Genomic DNA, 21,082 nt, shown 5'->3' with positions numbered 1-21,082 from the left:
TAAAGGCGGGAATGAAATGACAGGCAGAGTTTATTCTAAAAAAATGACACCGGCTGGAGACATTTACATCGTAGCAGAAAATGGAATCCTTTTGGCTTTATACATGGGGGAAGCTGATTTTCTGGAAGGGGAAGAGCTCTCATCATTGCAATTTAATCCCTCTGACTCTTTGTTAAACAAGTGTGCTCTCCAGCTTGAGGAATACTTTGACGGACATAGAAAGGAGTTTGATATCCCAATTGACCCTAATGGAACAGAATTTCAAAAAGCAGTATGGAAAGAGCTTTGCCTCATCCCATTTGGCGAGACAAGGAGCTATCACGACATTGCTGTTAAAATAGGGAAAGACAAAGCTGTGCGGGCCATTGGACAGGCAAATAAGGCCAATCGCCTTCCAATCATTATTCCTTGCCATCGTGTGATCGGCAAGAATAAATCACTAACCGGGTATGCAGGCAGCAGGACAGAAATTAAAGAAATATTATTATCCCTTGAAGGGGCCAATTATGCTAAATAGTTATCAAATCACCATTTTAAGGTGATTTTTTTTGATTTTTCAAATTCTGTTGACGAAATAAAGCATATTCGATTAATATCTAATTAGATGATAATCGAAATGAGGTAGGTATTTATGCAATTAAATCGCTTAGTGGCTTTTTATAAGACTATGGGAGACCCAACCAGAATCCGGATTGTTTTTCTTCTTGCCAAAGGGCCGCTGCATGGACAGGCGATAGCCGGAAAGCTTGGCTTAACCCCGCCTACCATTACGCATCACCTAAATAAACTGCGGGAAATAAACCTGGTATATCAAAGAAGAGATAAAAATACTGTTTATTTTTATTTAAATGAATCTGTACTGAAACACCAGTCAGGTGTTCTTGCAAAATTGGCAGATAAAGAGGAGGTTAAAAAAATGGAGGAACAAAATTCCGAAAATCAGAAGGTTATTGAAAATTTCTTTACCAGTGATGGAAAGCTGAAGAATATTCCAGCCCAGAGAAAAAAGAAACTGATGGTTTTTGAGCATTTAATTAAAGGCTTGAAAATGGGCAAAAAATATGAAGAAAAAGAGCTTAACGAATATATCAAACAGTATCATGAAGACTATGCTACTATTCGCAGAGAATTTATAATCAACCATTATATGTACCGTGAAAATGGCATTTACGAGTTAAACCCTCCTGAAATGTGGGCAAAAATAGAAGGGTAAGCAGGGGCCCTGGCAGGGCCCCTGCTAAGTCCTTATCGGTAATAATCCGGTTTGCGGTCATCAAAAATCGGAATTAAGCTGCGGACTTCCTTCACTTGATCCAGGTCAATTTCACCATGAAGGATTTCTTCAGTTTCAGAGCCTTCAGCAAGTACATCACCCCAAGGGTCTATAATCATCGAATGGCCAGCAAAAACATTAGCAGGATCAGAGCCGGAACGGTTGCAGGCAATGACATAGCATTGGTTTTCAATGGCACGTGCAATCAAAAGCGCACGCCAATGTGCAAGCCGTGCCAATGGCCATTGGGCTACTACAAATAAAGCTTCTGCACCCTCTGCTGTATGGCTCCGCACCCACTCAGGAAAACGGATATCATAACAGATCATTCCTGCAAATTTCCTATTGTCCAGAGAAAATTCTCCTCTGGCTGACCCTCCTTTCAAATAGAGATGCTCATTCATAAGCTTAAATAAGTGCAGCTTGCTGTATTCATGTATAAGGTCTCCGTTGTTATCTACAATCAGCAGCGTATTGTAAATGCCCTCAGCTGTTTTCTTTGCAACAGAACCGCCAATCAGATGGACCTTATTTTTTTGTGCTGTCTCTTTCAAAAAAGCCAGAGCGAAGGCTGCATCCTGGTCCGCAATTTCATCCAATCTGGTCAAATCATAGCCTGTCGTCCAAAGCTCCGGAAGAACCAAAACGTCCGGATTGGACTTAAGCGCTTTATGAATCATGGATTCAGCCGCTTTAAAATTCTTTTCAGGTTTTCCAAAGGCAATATCCATTTGTAAACAGGCAACCTTTAATTTCATTTAACTCCCCCGCAATCATCTTTTGCTTATGTTATGATTAGTCCGATAGATAGAAATTTTCTAAATTTTACTTTACAACTTATCATTTACGTTATATCATTTGTGACTATATTTTCAATCATTTTTTTTAAGCAGGTGATCAATTTGATTAATTATCCGCAATCAGAACTATTAAAAAGTCTGCCAAAACAGTTTTTTGCCTCATTGACAGCTAAGGTCGGTAAAAAGCTTGAACAGGGTCATGATGTCATCAACCTGGGACAGGGAAATCCTGATCTGCCTACCCCGGAGCATATTGTCAAGCGTCTTCAAAGTGCAGCCGAAAACCCTCAAAACCATAAGTATTCTCCTTTTCAGGGTTACCCGTATTTAAAAAAGGCAGCAGCTGACTTTTATAAAAGGGAATATGATGTGGATTTGGACCCCGATACTGAAATAGCCATCCTTTTTGGAGGTAAAGCCGGCCTTGTAGAAATTCCTCAATGCCTTTTAAATCCCGGGGACAGTGTATTGGTTCCGGACCCGGGATATCCTGATTATTGGTCAGGGGTTGCGCTTGCTAAAGCAAAAATGGTAACAATGCCTCTGAGAGAGGAAAATAACTTCTTGCCAGTATACAGTGAATTGACAGCTGAGAAGCTTCATTCAGCCAAATTGATGTTTCTTAATTATCCAAACAACCCTACTGGAGCAGTGGCAAACATTGATTTTTTTCAGGAAACAGTTGAGATAAGCCGAAGCCATGGCATTTGCGTGGTTCATGACTTTGCATATGGCGGAATTGGATTTGACGGAAAGAGACCTGTAAGCTTTCTTCAGGCAGAAGGGGCAAAAGAGGTTGGAATAGAAATTTATACTCTTTCAAAGACCTTCAATATGGCAGGCTGGAGAGTGGGATTTGCAGCTGGAAATGCAAGCGTTATTGCAGCACTGAACCTGATGCAGGATCACCTTTACGTCAGCTTGTTTGGAGCTGTTCAGGAAGCTGCGGCAGCTGCTCTGTCAGACTCCCAGGATTGTGTAAACGAGTTGAATTCAATCTACGAATCCAGACGAAATACTTTCATTTCCGGTCTCAGGGAAATTGGATGGGATGTACAAGCTCCTAAGGGCTCTTTTTTTGCATGGCTTAAGGTCCCGAAATCATTTACATCTGAAGGGTTTTCTGAGTATCTCCTGGAAAAAGCGCATATTGCAGTTGCCCCCGGCAATGGGTTCGGCCAGTTTGGAGAAGGATTTGTGAGAGCCGGTTTGCTTACATCTGAAGAAAGACTTAAAGAAGCGGTAAGAAGAATACAAAAATTAGATCTATTTTAATTTTTTTGAAATTAAATTAGATTGCTATGCAAACCTCTTCATAATTGAAGGGGTTTTTTATTTTTTTGCTATAATAAATGGATTTTTTTTACATAAAGTTTTTTATCAAATACTGTTGGTTTACGTTATTTTAAGTAGCAAAAGCTGTCGAAGACCAAGGGGTCTGATGTAAGATTATTGTCGATTAAAATTAATTGGGAAAAAGATTGTCTAATATTGCGAATCTATTTACATTCATAGAAATTCTTGTAATAATGCTTCAAGTAGACACATTTATATCGGATAAAAGGGATAGGACTAGGAGGAAGAAAGTTGCGCAATAAAAGAATACAGCTGCTGACTGAAATCCAGCAAAAAAGGGAAAAAATGATAGAAACGGCCAGGAAAAGCGGAATGGCGAGCCAGGAAACAGTTCGCTGCAGCCAGGAACTCGATCAATTGATTTTTGAATATCAATGCTTCATTAAACAGGAGAAGGAACAAAAGAAAAGTATGAGAGTTTCATTCAGGCAAATGATTCTATCATGGAAGAAAGCAGTTGTATAAATTGAGCATATATAACAAGGGAGTAAAAAGGATCCGTGAAGGGTTCTTTTTTTTTGCTGTCTGCCGCAATTCTAGTAATAAACATATTAATTCATTAAAGAAGTACTATGCCTCTTTAGAGAATCATATATCGTAATACAAAGCTTTTTTTATTACTTAAAGTACTCAATACTCATACAAGCTTTAAGTTAAGAGGAGGGAAAGTAAAAAATGCACATAGTTGTGTGTGTCAAGCAAGTGCCTGATACTAAAATCATTAAAATTAATCCCAAAACCAATACCCTTGACCGGCGCAGTGCTCCTGCCATTTTGAATCCTTATGATGCTCATGCAGTGCAGGAGGCTGTGAAAATTAAAAAGGCCCTGGGAAATGGCACCATATCAGTCTTATCCATGGGACCTCCACAGGCCGTGGCAGTTATTAAGAAAAGTATCGAAATTGGGGCGGACCGCGGATTTTTAATTTCCGACCGTGCATTTGCCGGTGCCGACACATTGGCAACAAGCTATGCTCTGTCTAAAGCTTTAGAACGTATTTCAAAAGATATGCCTGTGGATTTGGTTATATGCGGAAAGCATGCCATTGATGGAGATACCGGCCAGGTTGGGCCAGGTATAGCAAGGCGGCTGGATATTCCGCCTGTCACCAATGTGATCGAAGTAGCTGAAGTTAATGAAAGTGAAAAAACGATTCTGATCAAAAGGAAAATCACGGACGGATATGAATTAATTCAAGCTCAAATCCCTTGCTTGCTGACCGTTGAAAAAGAGATTAACAGCATAGAATATTCCCCTATGCCTAATATGATAAAAGCTGCCAGGTATGAGCCGGTCATCTGGTCTGTAAATGATCTTGAAGAAGTGGACCGCACACAGCTCGGATTGAAAGGATCACCTACAATAGTAGGTAAAATGTTTACCCCTCCAAAACCGGAAGGCGGAAAAAGGCTGGAAGGGAATGCAGACGAACAGATTCAGCAGCTGATAGAGCTTCTTAATGATAAAAAAGAGCTATTTGCAGGTAAATAACAGTAATAAACAGGGGGGATTTACATGATGGATGAGTACCGGGGAGTATGGGTATTCATAGAACAAAATGATGGGAAAATTGAAGGGGTTTCCCTTGAACTGCTCGGTGCAGGCAGGAAGCTTGCAGATAAACTGGAGGTGCCTCTTTCAGGTGTGCTGCTTGGGTATGAAATAAAGTCTTTAAGCCGGGAGGTCATCGCATATGGAGCTGATCAGGTTTATGTAATCGACCACGAAGTTATGAAGGATTACCGGACAGAATCTTATATGAAGGCAGTTATCAATCTTGCCGAAAAATATAAACCAGAAATATTTCTCTATGGGGCTACTTCCAATGGTAAAGATTTAGCCAGTGCAGTTGCCACAGATCTCAGCACTGGATTGACTGCTGATACTACCATGCTGGATGTCGAAGTAGAAAAGAGGCTGCTTGAAGCAAGCCGCCCGGCATTTGGAGGAAATATTATGGCAACCATCCTTTGCAAAAAACACCGTCCGCAAATGGCTACTGTCCGTCCTAAGGTTATGAAGGCAATGGATCCGGATCCTGATAGACATGGTGAGGTTATAGAAGAACCGATTACCTTAAAAGAAGATGAGATGCGCACAAAGGTGATAAAAATTGTGAAGGATGTCACAAAAAAAGTGAATTTAGCTGAAGCCCATGTTGTCGTTGCAGGCGGAAAAGGCATGGGTGATCTTCAAAACTTCCAGCTGATCCATGAACTGGCTGACACCATTGGAGCGACCGTAGGGGGTACAAGGGATGTAGTGGAGGCCGGATGGCTGCCCCATGAACAGCAGGTAGGGCAGACAGGAGAAACCATTACACCAAAGATCTATTTTGCTATTGGGATTTCAGGGGCGATTCAGCATGTTGTAGGCATGAAGAATTCGGAGTTTATTATTGCGATTAACAAGGATCCACAAGCCCCCATATTCGATGTAGCAACATACGGTATCGTGGGTGATGCACTTGAAATTGTTCCGAAGCTGATTAAAGAATTCAAGGAAGCAAGAGAAAGAGGGGGTGAAATGAGCTATGTCTGAAAAGTTTGATGTCATTGTGGTCGGTGCTGGTCCTGCAGGAACTTCCTGTGCTTACACCTGCGCTAAAAACGGCCTGAAAGTCCTGCAAATTGAAAGAGGAGAATATCCGGGCAGCAAAAATGTAATGGGCGGTGTGTTATACCGTAAGCAAATGGAGGAAATTATTCCGGAGTTTTGGAAAGAGGCACCACTTGAGCGGCCAGTCATAGAGCAGAGATTCTGGATGATGGATAAAGAATCGGCAGTGAGTTTTGGCTATAAAGGTCTTGAGTGGGGGAAGGAGCCATATAATAATTTCACAGTGCTCCGCGCACCTTTTGATCAATGGTTTGCAAAGAAAGGGGTTGAGCAGGGCGTTCTATTAATAAATGAGACGGTCGTACTTGAGTGTCTGACTGAGAATGGAAAAGTGGTTGGGGTAAGAACAGACCGTCCGGATGGAGATATATATGCAGATGTAGTGGTTTTGGCAGATGGTGTGAATTCACTGCTGGCAAAGCAGCTTGGCTACCATAAAGAATTCCGTCCTGATGAAGTGGCCCTGACAGTAATGGAAGTCATTAATCTTTCTAAAGACAAAATTAATGACCGCTTCAACCTGGAAGACAACCAGGGATGTACGATTGAAATTTTCGGGGACTCAACGAAAGGCAATCTCGGTACAGCTTTCATTTACACTAATAAAGATAGTATCAATATTGGTGTAGGAACGACGCTCTCAAGCATGATCAAGGCAAAGCTTAAACCTTATGACCTGCTGGATTATTTAAAAACACACCCTATGGTAAGACCTTTAATAGAAGGGGGAGAGTCCGCTGAATATCTGGCCCATTTGATTCCTGAAGGCGGCTACCATTCGGTGCCGAAAGTGGCCGGTAATGGTGTTCTCCTTGCAGGTGATGCGGCACAGCTTGTTAATGCCATTCACCGCGAAGGCTCCAATATGGCTATGGCTTCCGGAACGATGGCTGCAGAAACAATAATTGCTGCCAAAGAACGGGGTGATTTTGGCGAAACGAGCTTGAACCAGTACAGGGAAAAGCTCTATCAAAGCTTTATTATTAAGGACCTGGAAAAATATAAAGATGCAGCTCACACGTTTGAGCACTACCCGCAGTATTTTAAAGAATATGTTCCGATGCTGAACAGGGCAGCGAACAAATTCTTTACAGTTGATGGAACTCCGAAGAAAGAAAAGCAAAAAGAAATTATGAAGAGCTTCACCAGTGAACGCGGTACAATTCGTGTGCTTCAAGATATGTACAGGGCATGGAAGGCGGTGAAATAATGTCAACGAAAACGATCGAAGAAAAGCAATATTTAGTTCGTTTCAAGGCAGATACAAAATCACATCTTACCGTATTGGATCATGATATCTGTATGACAAAGTGCCCCGATAAAATATGCACCATTTTTTGCCCGGCTGAGGTCTACAAGTGGGAAGGGTTAAGAATGCAGGTCGGTTACGAAGGATGTCATGAGTGCGGCAGCTGCAGAATAGGATGCCCGTATCAGAATATTAAATGGGAATATCCGAAAGGCGGCCATGGAATAGTATTCAGGCTTGCCTAAATCAGCCTTTAGGATCACAAAAAAACCGGCCATCAAATTGGCCGGTTTTGAAAAGGGGGGATGAAAAAGGCTTTGTCTTTCGGTACATGTCCATTATAAATTTGAAATATTAAAAAACTATTAACAAGGTATATATAAATTATGAATTCTAAAATGATTTTTTAAACTGACGCGTTAATGCTTTTGAGTAATAGTGCTTTAGTAACTTAATTTTTCAGGCAGAATTTGTTAAACTGAATCTGGTCGAACTATTTTAGTTGACCCCCTATAATCTGGAGAGCTTAGTTTGTCTAGGCTCTTTTTTTTATTGTATTAAATTTTTGTTGGGTTTTAATTAGAAGTAGAATTTACCTATATGTATGTTATTTCACATGCGAGGGTAAAAAAAGATGGAGCAAAGGAGAAGTGATTTTTTGAGGCTAGCTGATTTTTTCTTCTCTATTTAAAAACTGAACTGAGAGTCTTTGACACTTGCTTCAATTTCTCTGGCATGTTCAAAAGCTTTATGGATGCATTCATGAAGGGATGAAGAATATAGTACTTCATTCCATGAAAAGCTTCCTTCAGAATCTGATGGATAAATGGTTACTTTCCAGCAATAAAACTCTTTTTCCTGTTCTTTAAGCTGACCTTCCAGAGCGATTAGCCAATGGGTTTGCCCAGTGGAAAGGAATGAGTCAGCTGAATTGGCTGGAATAAGGCATTTTTGATAAAAATCATAAAAGTTTGGCATATGCATTTTTAATCCCTCCTAACATTTTACAGGGTTCAGCTGCGCCGATATAAAGATAACTTACCTTTATTATATGGCAAAAAACGAGAAGATTGCACAAAATTATTTAAATTTTTAGAAAATTTTTCAGGAATGCACAAAGTGATGGGCATCACAACAATCCTGACTGCCATTTTTTATACTGAACCTATATTAGATAGGAGGGGTTTAAGGATGGAAGGCTGTATGAGCTCCATGATGGGAAATGGCCCAATCAACCTTAGCAAAGGACTGAAACAGCTGAAAGAGGAGCACCCTCCTCTTTTGGCAATGCTTGAAGAGCTTCTTCAGATCACTATTAAAATGGAGGAATCTCCGGACAGAGCTCTTTTTGAAGAGTTGACTGAACATGTACAGAATTTCTGCAGTAAGCTTGATCCGCATTCAGAAAGGGAGGAAGGTGTGCTTTTCCGGATGATGGAACAATACCTGGGTAAAGGAACAGGCCCTATCGCTGTTATGGAGTATGAGCATGATCAGGCTAAAAGCTGTATTAAAGCCTTCTTAAGAGCTGCGGAAAGAGCAGATCACTTAACTGAAACAGAAATGGCCGAACACTCCGGGCTGATTAAAAAGGCATACTATACTCTGACACAGCACTTTTCTAAAGAAGAAAACGTCCTATTTCCAATGGCAGAAAATCTTCTTACTGAAGACGAGAAAGAAGAGCTATATATTAAAATTCAGCAAATTTAAAGAGGAGGGAGCACCTCCTCTTTTTTTATGTCTAGCTTCAGCGCCTACCCCCTCGAGGTCACAAGCTTGTCTAGTTGCGGCTCCTAGGGACTCGGGGTCTTAAGCCGTTTCCTTTCAGAAGGAAAAACGCCTTCTTACAGGAACCGTCTTATGCCTGTCGTCCCTGGGCAGTCGCCTCCACCTTTCGGGCAAGCCCCCCAAAAAGGCATAGAACGCCTTTCCGGGAGGCTCGTCTTGTGCTTGTCGGGGGTGGGCAAGGCGCTTACGCTTTTCTTAGTTATGCCATTCAGAAACCCTTTCATCCGGGGGAAGCAATAAAGTCAGCAACCCCAAAACGGGAAGAAACCCTGTAAATATTATCATATTGGCCAGTCCAAGAGTGTCGGCCAGATAGCCCAAAGCAACGGAGCCTATTGCCCCCATGCCAAATGCCAGCCCTACTGTAAGTCCGGCCATTGTGCCGATTTTCCCGGGAACGAGTTCCTGTGCGTATACAACGGTCACAGAAAAGCTTGACATGAGTATAAATCCACCCGCCACAAGCATGATAAATGCAATAGCGGAAGGAACGAAAGGAATCAGGAGGGAAAGGGGAACAGTGAGGATCATTGATAGAAAAATAATCTGTTTCTTTCCAAACCGATCTGCGAGCGGTCCACCAAAAAACGTACCCAGCGCACCTGATACTAAAAATGCAAATAAGAAGAGCTGTGCCTGACTTATAGAGAAAGAATATTTCTCAATGGCATAAAAAGCATAGAAATTTGTCATCCCTGAGATATACCATGAACGGGCAAAAATCAAAAAAAGAACCAGGAGGAGGGCTCCCCATACCTTTCTGGAAATTCTTTTGTTTTGGCGAGCACCTGAATCTTTCCTCGGTTTAGTGGCGGTCAGTTCCTGCTGAAGACGTCCTGTATACCAGAATGCAATATAAATCAGCAGGCCAACTGCAATTGCCGCAACTGCGGTAAACCAGGCAGCCCCTATTTGGCCGAGTGGAACAAGAATGAGGGCTGTAATGATGGGAGCAAGTGCCTGTCCGGTGTTACCGCCAACTTGATAAATCGATTGAGCAAGGCCCCTGCGCTGGCCTGCTGCCATATATGCTACCCTTGAACCTTCAGGATGGAACACAGCCGAACCCAAACCAATGAATAGAACTGAAAGAATGATCCATTTATAATCTGGAGCAAAAGCCAGGCCTAATACACCAAATAAAGTGGAGGTGAGGCCGATTGGCAAGGCAAAAGGGAACGGTTTTTTATCAGTGGCCATCCCAATGACAGGCTGCATGATGGAAGAAACCATATTTAACGAAAAAGCAATCATTCCCAGCTGTGAGTAGGTAAGCCCCATAGACTTTTCCAAAATCGGAAACATAGCTGGGATAACGGATTGGATGGAATCATTCAATAGATGGCAAAGGCCGATGATGAATAATATCCGATAGGCTGTTTTCTGCTGCGGATCAGAGTTTGGCTTGATTGTAGCAGCGATAGCACTCATAGTGTAAGTCTCCTTCTTTCTGAACATTTCGTGAAACTAAATATAGTGTACCTTATTCACGAGTCTATCAAAATAGCTATTTTGAAAATCTTTTAAATATTATATAATTTACATTATTCAGAATAAATGTGAGAGCAGGGGAGCTAATGGAAAAAGCAGTTGATGCTTTAATGACGGACAACGTCCTCCATCATTTCTTAAGTATCTATTCCTTGAATACCGTGAATTATAAAAAGCTGGGTGACTTTGAAAACTTTGTCTTTCAAGCTTCGAAAGATGGAGAAGAGTTAATTTTGAGAATTACCCATTCGACACATCGCAAGCTGGAGGAGCTTTTATCTGAAGTTGACTGGATGAGTTATTTAAGATCAGAAGGTGTGAAGGTTCCAAAGGTAATCCCTTCAAAAAATGGGAATATGGTTGAAGCCTTGGAAGCCAGTGATGCCTCTGTCTTTTATGCAAGCCTGTTTTCAAAAGCAGAGGGAAAACCAATCAGTGTTCTTGCACCGGAATTCAATCAGAAGTTATATCATGCATGGGGAAGAGCAGTGGGGAAAATGCATGCAGCCACAAAATCATATATTCCTTCTCCTGGCATTATACAGCGAATGCAATGGGATGAAGATGAATTGTTGACCGTTGAAAAATATATACCCAAAGAAGATCAATTAATTGTTAAGAATACGAACGATTTAATGAATCTGCTTCATGCATTGCCAAAGAATATTAACAACTATGGTCTTATTCATACAGATATTCATTCCGGTAACTTCTTTTATGACGGAAAAGATATACAAGTGTTTGATTTTGATGACTGCTGTTATCATTGGTTTGCGTCTGATATCGCCATTCCTCTGTATTATTCAATTTTTTATAAGTTTAAAGAGGCGGACCCTGCAGAAGTGGAAGTTTTTGGAAGGGTATTCCTGGAATCCTTTTTGAATGGATATCAGCTGGAGAATGAAATTCCCTGTGACCTGGAAAAACAGCTGCCTTTATTCCTGAGGCTAAGAGATATCACACTGTATTCCGTTCTCCATAAAAAAATCGCACCTGAGGACAGGAATCCTCAGCTATTAGTAATGATGAACTCGATAAAGGATCGAATTGAGGAAAACTCTCCAATATATTTAAGCTAAAAGGGAAGGTGCCTGGTTTTATGCACCTTCCCTTTTTATGGGTTTTTGATAGGAAGAAAAATATCTACATGAGTACCCTTTTTTTCTTCGCTTGTAATAAATATTTCACCGCCAAAAGAATGCACAATGCGTCTGCAGACCACAAGCCCAAGACCTGTACCCATTTCTTTTGAAGTATAAAATGGATGAAATATTTTTTCTATTTTGTCTTCTGGAATGCCGGAGCCAGTATCCGCGATTTTAAGCTGACATCTGGATTGCATCTTATTTAGCTTTATCGTTAGTTTTCCGCCATCCTGCATTGATTCAAAAGCGTTTTTCGTCAAATTCAGGATCACCTGTTTCATCTGATCTTTCGTGCAATCGACTAAGACGGGTTCATCTGAAAAAATAGATTCAAATGTGACATTATGTAAATTAGCTTCAGAGAATATTAAAGGTTCTAATTCCTTTATAACACTTCTCAAATCCATAGCATCCATTTTTTGAGCAGTTGGTTTACCCAGAATTAAAAATTCACTGACAATCTCATTAATTCTATTTATCTCATCATTTATGACAGAAAAATAATACTGGTCATGTGTATTCGTATATTTTTCACTCAATAGCTGTATAAGGCCTTTTATTCCTGTTAAAGGGTTCCTGATTTCATGGGCTGTGCTGGCAGCCAGAGTACCTACCAGTTCGAGTTTTTGCAATTCATTTTCCTTTTTTTCCTTTTCAGCCTGTTTTTTAAGCCTTAAATATTTTATGAAGAGAAATAGAATATGGATTATTATGGTTAATACCAGGATTTCCCGGAAAGCATCCATAATAATTTTCAGCATGTCTCTTGGCGGAAATTCCACCTTTACACTCCAAGGCAGCCTGTCAATCGGAATTGTAATGCTATTTTGACTGGAGAATGAGGAGTCTCCATTCATATTGATGTCCATAATTGTTTTCCTTTTAGAATTAAGAACTGAAAGTCGGGCATCAGGAGTAAGGAGCCTCATAATATTTTGTACGTAATCCACTCTCATATGTGCCACAATAATAGAGATTACATCTCCATCGTCATTCAATACCGGCTTTCCTATCCCAACGACTGTCTGCCCATTTGTCAGTGTTTCTGGAGTATTGGAAATAACAATATCTTTCGTTACCAATACCTCTTTAAGATATTTCTTCTCAGATAAATCTGAGTTTGCTAAGAATTGATTTGATCCTGTAAGAACCAATCCGCTGTGATCAAGCAGGTAAATTCCTCCATAACGAGGATCCATTTGATTGGCTTTTTGGAGCAGTTGCTCAAGCTTTTCAGAAGGTGTGTCAGCACTTCCAGCAGTCAGCGAAAGCATCTCAAGCGTGGTCACGGTCTCGGAAATAAACTGGTCCCAGCTTCTTTGGTGTATCGAGCCAATCCATTTTGCTTCTTCGATTCTTTCTATATCATTTTGTTTAACAGAATCCATAAACAAAAAGATGCTGCCGGTTAAAGTGGGTATTATTACTGCGAACAAATAAAGCAGGAAATTTCTTTTTCGATTATTCATGAGGGTAACTCCAGATTAATTAGGTTAATTTGTCCTTAGCTAACTGACATTAACAATATTATACCATTATGTGTTAAAAGAGGTTTAATTCTTTCAAAGGAATGTTATTTTATATGTAAGGAGGGGTTTGATGAAATCGGAAGTTTTACTCACCATTTTAGCTACAAGTGATGTCCACGGACATGTTTATCCATATTTTTATGGAACGGATGAAAACGCTGAGCATGGTCTGGGCAAGCTTGCAGCGTTAATAAAGAGAGAAAAGGAACAATCTGAGATATCCATTCTTATTGATAATGGTGATTTGATCCAGGGAACTCCTTTGACTTATTATTATTCCAGATACCTGAAAAATCAAAAAAACCCCATGATACAGATTTTAAATAAACTTGAATATGATGCAGCTGTTATCGGAAATCACGAATTTAACTATGGAAAGAACACCCTTGCAAGAGCGGTCAGTGAGTCCAATTTTCCCTGGCTTTCAGCTAATATCTTATTCAGTTCAACAAAAGAAACTTATTTCGGGCTTCCTTATAAGATAAAAACTTTTGCAAATGGATTGAAAACTGCGGTAATAGGTGTAACGACACAGTATATTCCAAACTGGGAGAAAAGGCAGCATATTGAGCAGCTTTCATTCGAATCTGCGGTGGTCAGCTTGAAAAGATGGGTTTCCTATATCCAGGAGGAAGAAAAGCCGGACTTAATTATCGTCTCCTACCATGGGGGCTTTGAAAAGGATCTAAAAACAGGTGAACTGACGGAAGAACAAACAGGTGAAAATGAAGCCTACAGAATCTGTACTGATGTCCCGGGTATTGATGTTCTGATTACCGGGCATCAGCACCGTTTTATTGAAGGGGAGCAAGTGAATGGTGTATCTATTGTCCAGCCGGGATTTAATGGGCAGGCGCTTGCAAAGGTTACAGTAAAATTCAGAAAAAAACATAATGATTGGCTGATTGATGAAAAAAACTCTGCCTTGATTTATCCCAATGGAATTATGCCTGATCATGAGGTCCTTCAGCTTGCCGGGTATTATGAATCCAAAACCCAGAATTGGCTTGATACTGTGATAGGTGAAATTGAAGGAGATATGCAGATTGATGATATTTTCAAAGCGCGCCTAGCGGAGCATCCGCTGATCGAATTCATTAATAAAGTGCAGATGGAGGCATCTGGTGCTGATATTTCCTGTACTGCGCTGTTTCATGAGGGTGCACCTGGCTTCAAGTCAAAAGTAACGATGAGAGAAATTGTTTCTAATTATATTTACCCGAATTCGCTATGTGTCCTAAGGATTACGGGAAAGGACATTAAGGATGCTTTAGAGCGTTCAGCAGCTTACTTTGAATTGAGCAGTGCCGGGGAAATTATAGTGAATCCTGAATTTTCATATCCGAAGCCACAGCATTATAATTACGATATGTGGGAAGGAATTGAGTATAAAATAGATGTTTCACGCCAAAAGGGCAGCCGGATCACAAAGCTTCTTTATAAGGGACATCCTATCAGGGAAGATGGCGAGTACCATGCAGTAATGAACAATTACCGGGCTGCTGGCGGCGGAGGATACTATATGTTCAAGGGCAAACCGATTGAGAAAGAAATTTTAACCGATATGACTGAATTGCTTGCCGGCTATTTTTCTGAAAAGGGAAAGGTAATACCGTCTTTGAATTTCAATTGGGAGGTTACAGCCGGCAAAGGATCCTGATCTGTTAAATTGACAGCTTTCTTCCTGTTTTCTATAATGATTGAGAATTGATTGATGTAAACGCTACTCATTAAATGGTAAAGGGATTGGATAAAATGGGGTCTGAACAAATTGACCAATCGTTGAAATTGTTTATTGTCCTGTCCAGGGCATACCGGGCTATAAATGAAAATGTAAATAAACGAATACAAACTTACGGGGTAAATCCAACTGAATTTGCCGTTTTGGAGCTGCTGTACCATAAAGGTGACCAGCCACTGCAGCAGATCGGCGGGAAAATACTATTGGCCAGCGGAAGCATCACATATGTAGTGGACAAGCTTGAGCAGAAAGGCCTGTTAAAAAGGGTCGCATGCCCGACGGACAGAAGAGTCACCTTTGCGCAGATTACAGATGAGGGAAAAGCATTTATTGAAAATATTTTTCCTGACCATGAAAAACATATACATTCACTTATGAACGAGCTGACTTCTGAAGAAAAAGCTACAGCCATTGAGCTATTAAAGAAACTGGGACTATCAATCTCCCATGACAAAAATGGGGAAAATTAATCAGGCTGATTTCGCAAGGTATGTTGCTTTAGGCAGGGAACTAAATTAGAGTTCTGAGTTGATTGGAGCGGAGGGCACTTGATCCTCGAAAATGCTGACGCATTTCCTTCGTGCGGTGTTCATTCGAGGAAGCTTATTCAATGTCCTGCGGGAGGAGAGGGAAGTGTGAGACCCCGCAGGCGAAGCCGAGGAGGCTCGCATTCCTCCCCGCGGAAAGCAAGTGCCTGCAGCGGAAATCAACGGGCTGAATTTATAAACAAATAATAACAATCTTAGAATAAAGAGCCATCGATCAACAGCCTTGACGGGCTGTTTTTTATTTTGTGACTGATAAGATATGTTTAGGGAGGAATTATCCAAATATTGTCGAAATAGTTTAGTGGTTTGTTTATAAATCGATATACATATACACGAGGGGGCAATAATGTGAGATTTGAAGACTATACATATGTTCGTCCGAATCTTGAGAAAATAAAGGGGCAATTTGAAGCAGCGCTTGAGAAGTTCGAAGATGCAGCTTCTGCAGAACAGCAAAATCAGGCTATGAAGGAAATCAACGATATTCGCAATGATGTCGGTACGATGTTCAACCTATGCTATATCCGGCATTCAGTTGATACGAATGATGAATTTTACAAAGCAGAGCAGGATTATATGGATGAGATACAGCCTGAAATAGAAGGGTTTGTCACAAAGTATTATCAGGCTTTAGTTAATTCCAGGTTCAGAACAGAGCTTGAAGAGCGCTGGGGGAATCAGCTGTTTGCACTTGCAGAAGCACAATTGAAGGTGTTCTCGCCGGAGATCGTTCCGCTTTTGCAAAAAGAAAATAAGCTTTCTTCAGAGTATACGAAATTAATTGCTTCGGCCAAGATTGAGTTTGAAGGTGAAGAACGGACACTTGCCCAATTGGAGCCATTTACCGAATCTACAGATCGTGAAATGCGCAAAAAAGCAAGCGAGGCCCGCTTTGGATTTCTGGCTGAAAATGAAAATGAACTGGACCGTATTTATGATGAGCTTGTCAGGGTTAGAACAGAAATCGCCCAAAAGCTTGGATACAAAAATTTCGTTGAACTGGCGTACTTCCGCATGTACCGGACAGATTATAACGCGGAAATGGTCAAAAATTTCCGTAAGCAGGTGAAGGACTTCATCGTTCCAATCGCCACAAGGCTAAAGGAAAGGCAAAGAGAGCGCATTGGCGTCGATAAGCTAAAATTTTACGATGAAGGATTTGAATTTAAAACGGGTAATGCCGTACCAAAAGGAGATTCTGATTGGATTATTGAAAACGGCCAAAAAATGTATGATGAGTTATCCGGTGAAACGAGCGAATTTTTCTCATACCTGAGAGAAAATAATCTTATGGACCTGGTAGCCAAAAAGGGAAAAGCAGGGGGTGGCTATTGCACTTACATTGAAAACTATAAATCCCCATTCATTTTCTCTAATTTTAATGGGACTTCAGGAGATATTGATGTTCTTACCCATGAAGCAGGACATGCATTCCAGGTCTATTCAAGCAGTCATTTTGAAATACCTGAATATAACTGGCCAACTTATGAAGCAGCTGAAATTCATTCCATGAGCATGGAGTTTTTCACATGGCCCTGGATGGAAGGCTTCTTTAAAGAGGATACGGAGAAATACAAGTTTTCACACTTGAGCGGAGGACTTCTTTTCCTGCCTTATGGTGTATCAGTTGATGAATTTCAGCATTGGGTGTATGAAAATCCGGAAGCAGCACCGCAGGAAAGAAAACAGGCCTGGAGAGAGATTGAGAAGAAATACTTGCCGCATAAAGATTATGATGGCAATCAGTATTTAGAGAACGGTGGATTCTGGCAGAGGCAGGGACATATCTACAATTCTCCATTCTATTATATTGATTATACATTGGCCCAAATCTGTGCATTCCAGTTTTGGAAAAGATCCAGGGAGAATCAGGAAGAGGCTTGGAAGGATTATTTAAAACTATGCCAGCTTGGCGGGAGTAAGCCTTTCACTGGACTTGTTAAAGAAGCTGGATTGATTTCTCCTTTTGAAGAGGGATGTGTTGAGTCAGTTATCGGGGAAATTGAGAATTGGCTAAATTCAGTGAATGATAAAGGTTTATAAGATAAAAAAAGAGCCGGAGATTCATAACTCCGGCTCTTTTCCATCCTATTAGCGCATTGGTTTAATGACAATTAAGCTGTTTTCCAGCTCAGCCTGTAAATGTCTGTTCCCACCATTGTCGATGATGAAATCTGCAATTTTGTCTTCCAGCTCATCCTGGATGATTCTTCTTAATGGCCTTGCGCCAAAAGCAGGGTGGTATCCGTCTTCTGCTAATTTTTCCTTAACTTCCTGGCTAATAGTTAATTCAAATTCCTGATCATTTAAGGTTTCCTGCAACTCACTGAGCATTAAGTTAACAATTTTCAGCAAGTGCTCTTTTTCCAGAGCTTTAAATTCAATAATGCTGTCAAATCGGTTCAAAAATTCCGGCTTAAAGAAGCTGCCAAGCGAGTCCAGAATATTGGAATCTTTGACGGCATCTGCTGCACCAAATCCAACATGGACTTCTTTTTGTCCAACTCCTGCGTTGCTTGTCATGATAATGACTGTATCCTTAAAGCTGACAGTGCGGCCATGACTATCTGTCAGGCGTCCATCTTCCAGTATTTGAAGGAACATGTGCTGGACATCTGGATGTGCTTTTTCTATCTCATCAAGCAGAATAATGCTGTAAGGATTTCTGCGCACCTTCTCGGTCAGCTGCCCTGCTTCTTCATGACCTACGTATCCAGGAGGAGAGCCGATAATTTTAGACACGCTGTGCTTTTCCATATACTCACTCATATCAAGCCTGATCATGCTGTCTTTTGAGCCGAACAACTCCTCCGCAAGTGTTTTGGTTAATTCAGTCTTCCCGACACCTGTTGGCCCGACAAATAGGAAAGATCCAATTGGGCGGTGCTTGGATTTAAGTCCTGCACGGCTTCTGCGGATGGCTTTTGCCACTTTTTGTACGGCTTCCCGCTGTCCAATTACTTTTTGTGCAAGATTTCCCTCTAGGTTTTGCATTTTTTCCTGTTCATTTTCAGCTAATTTGCCTACAGGAATCCCTGTTTTCTTCTCAACAATCTCCTGAATAAGGCTTGTTTCAATAACTGGCCTTTCAGCCTTGTTTTCTCCGTTTAATGCCTGCTGGAGTTTTAGTTCCTCTTCACGGAGTTTTGCAGCTTCTTCATATTTTTCTTCTTTTAAGACAATTTCTTTCAGCCTGCTGATTTCTTTCAGCTGGTACTCAATATCTGCTGCCGGTATATATCCTGACTGAAGATTCATTTTCGAACCTGCTTCATCCATTAGATCAATAGCTTTGTCAGGAAGGAACCTGTCCTGAATATAGCGGCTTGACAGCTCCACACACGATCTTATGGCATCTTCTGTAAAAGAAACATCATGATAGTCTTCATATTTTTGTTTCAGCCCCATTAAGATGTCAACTGCCTCATCAGCAGTCGGCTCATTTACTTGTACAGGCTGGAATCTGCGTTCGAGAGCCGGATCCTTTTCAATCTGGCGGTATTCTTTCAATGTGGTGGCTCCGACTACTTGCAGCTCACCCCGTGCAAGAGCAGGCTTTAGTATATTGCCGGCATCCATCGATCCTTCAGCTGATCCTGCTCCGACAAGCAAATGGATTTCATCAATAAAAAGAATAATATTCTTCCGGGTTTGAAGCTCTGAGATCAACTGCTTCATGCGTTCTTCGAATTGGCCGCGAATGCCAGTATTTGCAACCAGGGATGCCACATCAAGCAGATAGACTTCTTTATTTTGAAGTTTCTTTGGTGCCCGCCCCTCGGCAATTTTAACCGCCAGCCCTTCGGCAATAGCTGTTTTACCCACTCCCGGTTCTCCTATTAAGACCGGATTATTTTTGCTTCTTCTATTTAATATTTCTGTCACCCGGTTTATTTCTTCGTCCCGGCCGATGACCGGGTCAATTAAACCAGCATTTGCAAGCTGTGTAAGATTTCGTCCGAATTGATCGATAAATCCGCCGTTGCCCTGATTCTGGCCAGGCGCTTCTTTTAGAGGCTGGAAGTTTTCATTTCCTTGAGAGGATGCCAACTTTTTAAAGAAATCCTCTAAAGGCATTTGGCCAAAACCTGAAAAGCCGCTCAAAGCAGGCCCAAAGGAAGTAAGGCTTTTTTGCTTTTCAGTTTGATAACAGCTTTGGCAAAGGTTAAGGTTTCGTTCATTTCCATTAACTTTTAATCTTAATTGCACGTTTGCTTCTTTTAATTGACATTTTTGACAAAGCATTTTGCATACCTCCATTAATAGATTTGGTCTGACTTTGACTATATTTGACCTTATGCATATAGTATAATTTGACCTTATTTGACTTTCAAGTAGTTTGTTTTGGTATTTTTAACCTTTTTGCAGTTTGCCTTTAAATGCAAAAAAGCTCGTCTTTGTTTGTACCAGCCTACATATATTGGAAAGGAAGGAGGAGATTAAGTGAAGACGAATTGGGGGGCAGCTTTCCAGATCGCTGCCGTTTATGTGGGAACCGTGGTAGGCGCGGGCTTTGCCACTGGCAGGGAGATTGTAGAGTTTTTTTCCCGATTTGGTTTTATCGGTTTAATTGGGATACTGATGAGCGGTTATATCTTTATTTTTCTCGGTTCAAAGTTAATGAGAATCTCTGCAAAGATAAAAGCAGCATCCTACCAGGAATTAAATGAATACCTATTTGGAAAATTTTTTGGTTCTGCCATTAATATACTAATGCTGTTTATGCTCCTTGGCGTATGCGCTGTTATGCTGTCAGGTGCAGGGGCCGTGTTTGAGGAACAGATTGGCATCAGCAAGACTGCAGGATTGCTCATAACGATAGGGTTAACGATTATTACAATGGTAGTGGGCATTCGGGGATTATTTGCTGTTAATACATTTGTCGTTCCAATGATGATAGCATTTAGTTTTATATTATTGTTTATAAGCATGAAGCTTCCTAATTTTGCTGAACAGGTTCTGTTTATCCCATATGCTGAAGATGGATGGAAAGCGGTTGTGGCTCCGTTTTCTTATACAGCCCTGAATTTAACATTGGCGCAGGCAGTCCTGGTGCCTGTGGCTTCTGAAATAAATGATGAACGGACAATTAAATGGGGAGGATATCTTGGGGGAGCCGCATTGACTCTTATTCTTCTTTCCAGCCATTTAACACTGATGATGCTGCCTAATCTGGAAGCATATGATATCCCGATGGCCGCCATTGTAAAGACATTGGCATCATCGTTCTATTGGATATTTGTGTTTGTCATCTATGGGGAGATTTTCACGTCTGTTATTGGGAATGTGTTTGGCATTGAGAGACAGGTGAAAAAACACTTTTCCGTACCAAGTATTATTATTGTGGGTTTTATCTTTGTCGTTTGTTACTTTATCAGTTTAATCAATTATGGGACATTGCTTTCGTATTTATATCCGGTCTTTGGATATGTGAGTTTGACTTTTATTATTCTTCTGTGGATGAAGCCGTTTGATGATGGAAGTAAGGGGAAATAAACCTGAAAAATGAAAAGAGATCCTTTTTACATGGATCTCTT

At 40.9% G+C, this 21,082-nt stretch carries 19 protein-coding genes; 14 read left to right on the top strand and 5 right to left on the bottom strand.

The genetic code is table 11. The annotated features are described in order from the left end of the window. Window positions 1–16: 16 nt before the first annotated feature. Window positions 17–517, top strand: coding sequence for a methylated-DNA--[protein]-cysteine S-methyltransferase (locus LLY41_RS16275; RefSeq protein ID WP_095244015.1), 501 nt, complete (start codon window positions 17–19; stop codon window positions 515–517). A 114-nt stretch (window positions 518–631) separates the two neighbouring features. Beyond that, window positions 632–1,213 carry a DUF2087 domain-containing protein gene (locus LLY41_RS16270; RefSeq protein ID WP_095244016.1) on the top strand — a complete coding sequence of 194 codons (582 nt, stop codon included), beginning with the start codon at window positions 632–634 and terminating at the stop codon, window positions 1,211–1,213. A 32-nt stretch (window positions 1,214–1,245) separates the two neighbouring features. On the opposite strand, the gene LLY41_RS16265 is transcribed toward LLY41_RS16270, so the two are convergent. After that, the gene (locus tag LLY41_RS16265; RefSeq protein WP_095244017.1) at window positions 1,246–2,031 is read right to left on the bottom strand and encodes a carbon-nitrogen family hydrolase; all 786 of its coding nucleotides are present in this window, start codon (window positions 2,029–2,031) and stop codon (window positions 1,246–1,248) included. Window positions 2,032–2,175: 144 nt separating this feature from the next. On the opposite strand from LLY41_RS16265, the gene LLY41_RS16260 reads away from it, so the two are divergent. The 6 genes from LLY41_RS16260 to LLY41_RS16235 all read left to right on the top strand — a co-directional run bounded on the left by LLY41_RS16260 (window position 2,176) and on the right by LLY41_RS16235 (window position 7,545). Continuing rightward, entirely contained in the window at window positions 2,176–3,348 is a 1,173-nt protein-coding gene (locus LLY41_RS16260) for a pyridoxal phosphate-dependent aminotransferase (RefSeq protein WP_304585867.1), read from the top strand. 312 nt (window positions 3,349–3,660) lie between these two features. Then, window positions 3,661–3,894 (top strand): aspartyl-phosphate phosphatase Spo0E family protein, encoded by a 234-nt coding sequence (locus LLY41_RS16255; RefSeq protein ID WP_095244019.1) that lies wholly within the window; start codon window positions 3,661–3,663, stop codon window positions 3,892–3,894. Window positions 3,895–4,104: 210 nt separating this feature from the next. Continuing rightward, window positions 4,105–4,923, top strand: a complete 819-nt coding sequence (locus LLY41_RS16250) for an electron transfer flavoprotein subunit beta/FixA family protein (RefSeq protein ID WP_095244020.1) — start codon at window positions 4,105–4,107, stop codon at window positions 4,921–4,923. A gap of 24 nt (window positions 4,924–4,947) precedes the next feature. After that, window positions 4,948–5,973 (top strand): electron transfer flavoprotein subunit alpha/FixB family protein, encoded by a 1,026-nt coding sequence (locus LLY41_RS16245; RefSeq protein ID WP_095244021.1) that lies wholly within the window; start codon window positions 4,948–4,950, stop codon window positions 5,971–5,973. Next, window positions 5,966–7,261, top strand: a complete 1,296-nt coding sequence (locus LLY41_RS16240; RefSeq protein ID WP_304585866.1) for an FAD-dependent oxidoreductase — start codon at window positions 5,966–5,968, stop codon at window positions 7,259–7,261. Before LLY41_RS16245 ends, LLY41_RS16240 begins: the two co-directional genes overlap by 8 nt. Next, window positions 7,261–7,545, top strand: coding sequence for a ferredoxin family protein (locus tag LLY41_RS16235; RefSeq protein ID WP_019381639.1), 285 nt, complete (start codon window positions 7,261–7,263; stop codon window positions 7,543–7,545). The genes LLY41_RS16240 and LLY41_RS16235 overlap by 1 nt, the downstream gene beginning before the upstream one ends. Window positions 7,546–7,987: 442 nt before the next feature. On the opposite strand, the gene LLY41_RS16230 is transcribed toward LLY41_RS16235, so the two are convergent. Further along, window positions 7,988–8,284: a hypothetical protein gene (locus LLY41_RS16230; RefSeq protein ID WP_304585865.1), complete on the bottom strand. Its 297-nt coding sequence runs from the start codon at window positions 8,282–8,284 to the stop codon at window positions 7,988–7,990. A 207-nt stretch (window positions 8,285–8,491) separates the two neighbouring features. Here LLY41_RS16230 and LLY41_RS16225 point away from each other — a divergent pair, with 207 nt between their 5' ends. Then, window positions 8,492–9,013: a hemerythrin domain-containing protein gene (locus LLY41_RS16225; RefSeq protein ID WP_304585864.1), complete on the top strand. Its 522-nt coding sequence runs from the start codon at window positions 8,492–8,494 to the stop codon at window positions 9,011–9,013. A gap of 273 nt (window positions 9,014–9,286) precedes the next feature. Here LLY41_RS16225 and LLY41_RS16220 read toward each other — a convergent pair whose 3' ends face one another. Next, the gene (locus LLY41_RS16220) at window positions 9,287–10,522 is read right to left on the bottom strand and encodes an MFS transporter (protein WP_095244029.1); all 1,236 of its coding nucleotides are present in this window, start codon (window positions 10,520–10,522) and stop codon (window positions 9,287–9,289) included. A 146-nt stretch (window positions 10,523–10,668) separates the two neighbouring features. Between LLY41_RS16220 and LLY41_RS16215 the strand changes: the two genes are divergently transcribed. Next, window positions 10,669–11,661, top strand: coding sequence for a phosphotransferase enzyme family protein (locus tag LLY41_RS16215; protein WP_304585863.1), 993 nt, complete (start codon window positions 10,669–10,671; stop codon window positions 11,659–11,661). Between the two features lie 35 nt (window positions 11,662–11,696). Here LLY41_RS16215 and LLY41_RS16210 read toward each other — a convergent pair whose 3' ends face one another. Then, window positions 11,697–13,196, bottom strand: coding sequence for a PAS domain-containing sensor histidine kinase (locus LLY41_RS16210; RefSeq protein ID WP_304585862.1), 1,500 nt, complete (start codon window positions 13,194–13,196; stop codon window positions 11,697–11,699). A 130-nt stretch (window positions 13,197–13,326) separates the two neighbouring features. Between LLY41_RS16210 and LLY41_RS16205 the strand changes: the two genes are divergently transcribed. The 3 genes from LLY41_RS16205 (at window position 13,327) to LLY41_RS16195 (ending at window position 17,588) form a co-directional block, all read left to right on the top strand. Further along, a complete protein-coding gene (locus LLY41_RS16205) occupies window positions 13,327–14,916 on the top strand; it encodes a bifunctional metallophosphatase/5'-nucleotidase (RefSeq protein ID WP_095244032.1) in 1,590 nt (529 codons plus the stop codon). A gap of 95 nt (window positions 14,917–15,011) precedes the next feature. Then, entirely contained in the window at window positions 15,012–15,467 is a 456-nt protein-coding gene (locus LLY41_RS16200; protein WP_304585861.1) for a MarR family winged helix-turn-helix transcriptional regulator, read from the top strand. 426 nt (window positions 15,468–15,893) lie between these two features. Further along, window positions 15,894–17,588 carry a M3 family oligoendopeptidase gene (locus tag LLY41_RS16195; protein ID WP_304585860.1) on the top strand — a complete coding sequence of 565 codons (1,695 nt, stop codon included), beginning with the start codon at window positions 15,894–15,896 and terminating at the stop codon, window positions 17,586–17,588. Between the two features lie 48 nt (window positions 17,589–17,636). Here the strand turns inward: LLY41_RS16195 and LLY41_RS16190 are convergent, their stop codons facing one another. Continuing rightward, complete coding sequence (locus LLY41_RS16190) at window positions 17,637–19,790, bottom strand: ATP-dependent Clp protease ATP-binding subunit (protein ID WP_304585859.1); 2,154 nt, start codon at window positions 19,788–19,790, stop codon at window positions 17,637–17,639. 198 nt (window positions 19,791–19,988) lie between these two features. Here LLY41_RS16190 and LLY41_RS16185 point away from each other — a divergent pair, with 198 nt between their 5' ends. After that, a complete protein-coding gene (locus LLY41_RS16185; RefSeq protein ID WP_095244036.1) occupies window positions 19,989–21,041 on the top strand; it encodes a YkvI family membrane protein in 1,053 nt (350 codons plus the stop codon). Window positions 21,042–21,082: the final 41 nt, after the last annotated feature.

Source organism: Cytobacillus firmus, assembly GCF_023612095.1.
In the GTDB taxonomy this organism is placed as follows: Bacteria; Bacillota; Bacilli; order Bacillales; family Cytobacillaceae; genus Cytobacillus.
This window is presented reverse-complemented; position numbering and strand designations above follow the sequence as displayed.

Excerpts from the sequence above, each read along its gene's own strand:
- LLY41_RS16225 (WP_304585864.1), top strand. The coding sequence starts at position 8,492 with ATGGAAGGCTGTATGAGCTCCATGATGGGAAATGGCCCAATCAACCTT.
- LLY41_RS16220 (WP_095244029.1), bottom strand. The coding sequence starts at position 10,522 with ATGAGTGCTATCGCTGCTACAATCAAGCCAAACTCTGATCCGCAGCAG.
- LLY41_RS16215 (WP_304585863.1), top strand. The coding sequence starts at position 10,669 with ATGGAAAAAGCAGTTGATGCTTTAATGACGGACAACGTCCTCCATCAT.
- LLY41_RS16230 (WP_304585865.1), bottom strand. The coding sequence starts at position 8,284 with ATGCATATGCCAAACTTTTATGATTTTTATCAAAAATGCCTTATTCCA.
- LLY41_RS16245 (WP_095244021.1), top strand. The coding sequence starts at position 4,948 with ATGATGGATGAGTACCGGGGAGTATGGGTATTCATAGAACAAAATGAT.
- LLY41_RS16270 (WP_095244016.1), top strand. The coding sequence starts at position 632 with ATGCAATTAAATCGCTTAGTGGCTTTTTATAAGACTATGGGAGACCCA.
- LLY41_RS16205 (WP_095244032.1), top strand. The coding sequence starts at position 13,327 with ATGAAATCGGAAGTTTTACTCACCATTTTAGCTACAAGTGATGTCCAC.
- LLY41_RS16265 (WP_095244017.1), bottom strand. The coding sequence starts at position 2,031 with ATGAAATTAAAGGTTGCCTGTTTACAAATGGATATTGCCTTTGGAAAA.
- LLY41_RS16240 (WP_304585866.1), top strand. The coding sequence starts at position 5,966 with ATGTCTGAAAAGTTTGATGTCATTGTGGTCGGTGCTGGTCCTGCAGGA.
- LLY41_RS16200 (WP_304585861.1), top strand. The coding sequence starts at position 15,012 with ATGGGGTCTGAACAAATTGACCAATCGTTGAAATTGTTTATTGTCCTG.
- LLY41_RS16275 (WP_095244015.1), top strand. The coding sequence starts at position 17 with ATGACAGGCAGAGTTTATTCTAAAAAAATGACACCGGCTGGAGACATT.
- LLY41_RS16190 (WP_304585859.1), bottom strand. The coding sequence starts at position 19,790 with ATGCTTTGTCAAAAATGTCAATTAAAAGAAGCAAACGTGCAATTAAGA.
- LLY41_RS16250 (WP_095244020.1), top strand. The coding sequence starts at position 4,105 with ATGCACATAGTTGTGTGTGTCAAGCAAGTGCCTGATACTAAAATCATT.
- LLY41_RS16235 (WP_019381639.1), top strand. The coding sequence starts at position 7,261 with ATGTCAACGAAAACGATCGAAGAAAAGCAATATTTAGTTCGTTTCAAG.
- LLY41_RS16210 (WP_304585862.1), bottom strand. The coding sequence starts at position 13,196 with ATGAATAATCGAAAAAGAAATTTCCTGCTTTATTTGTTCGCAGTAATA.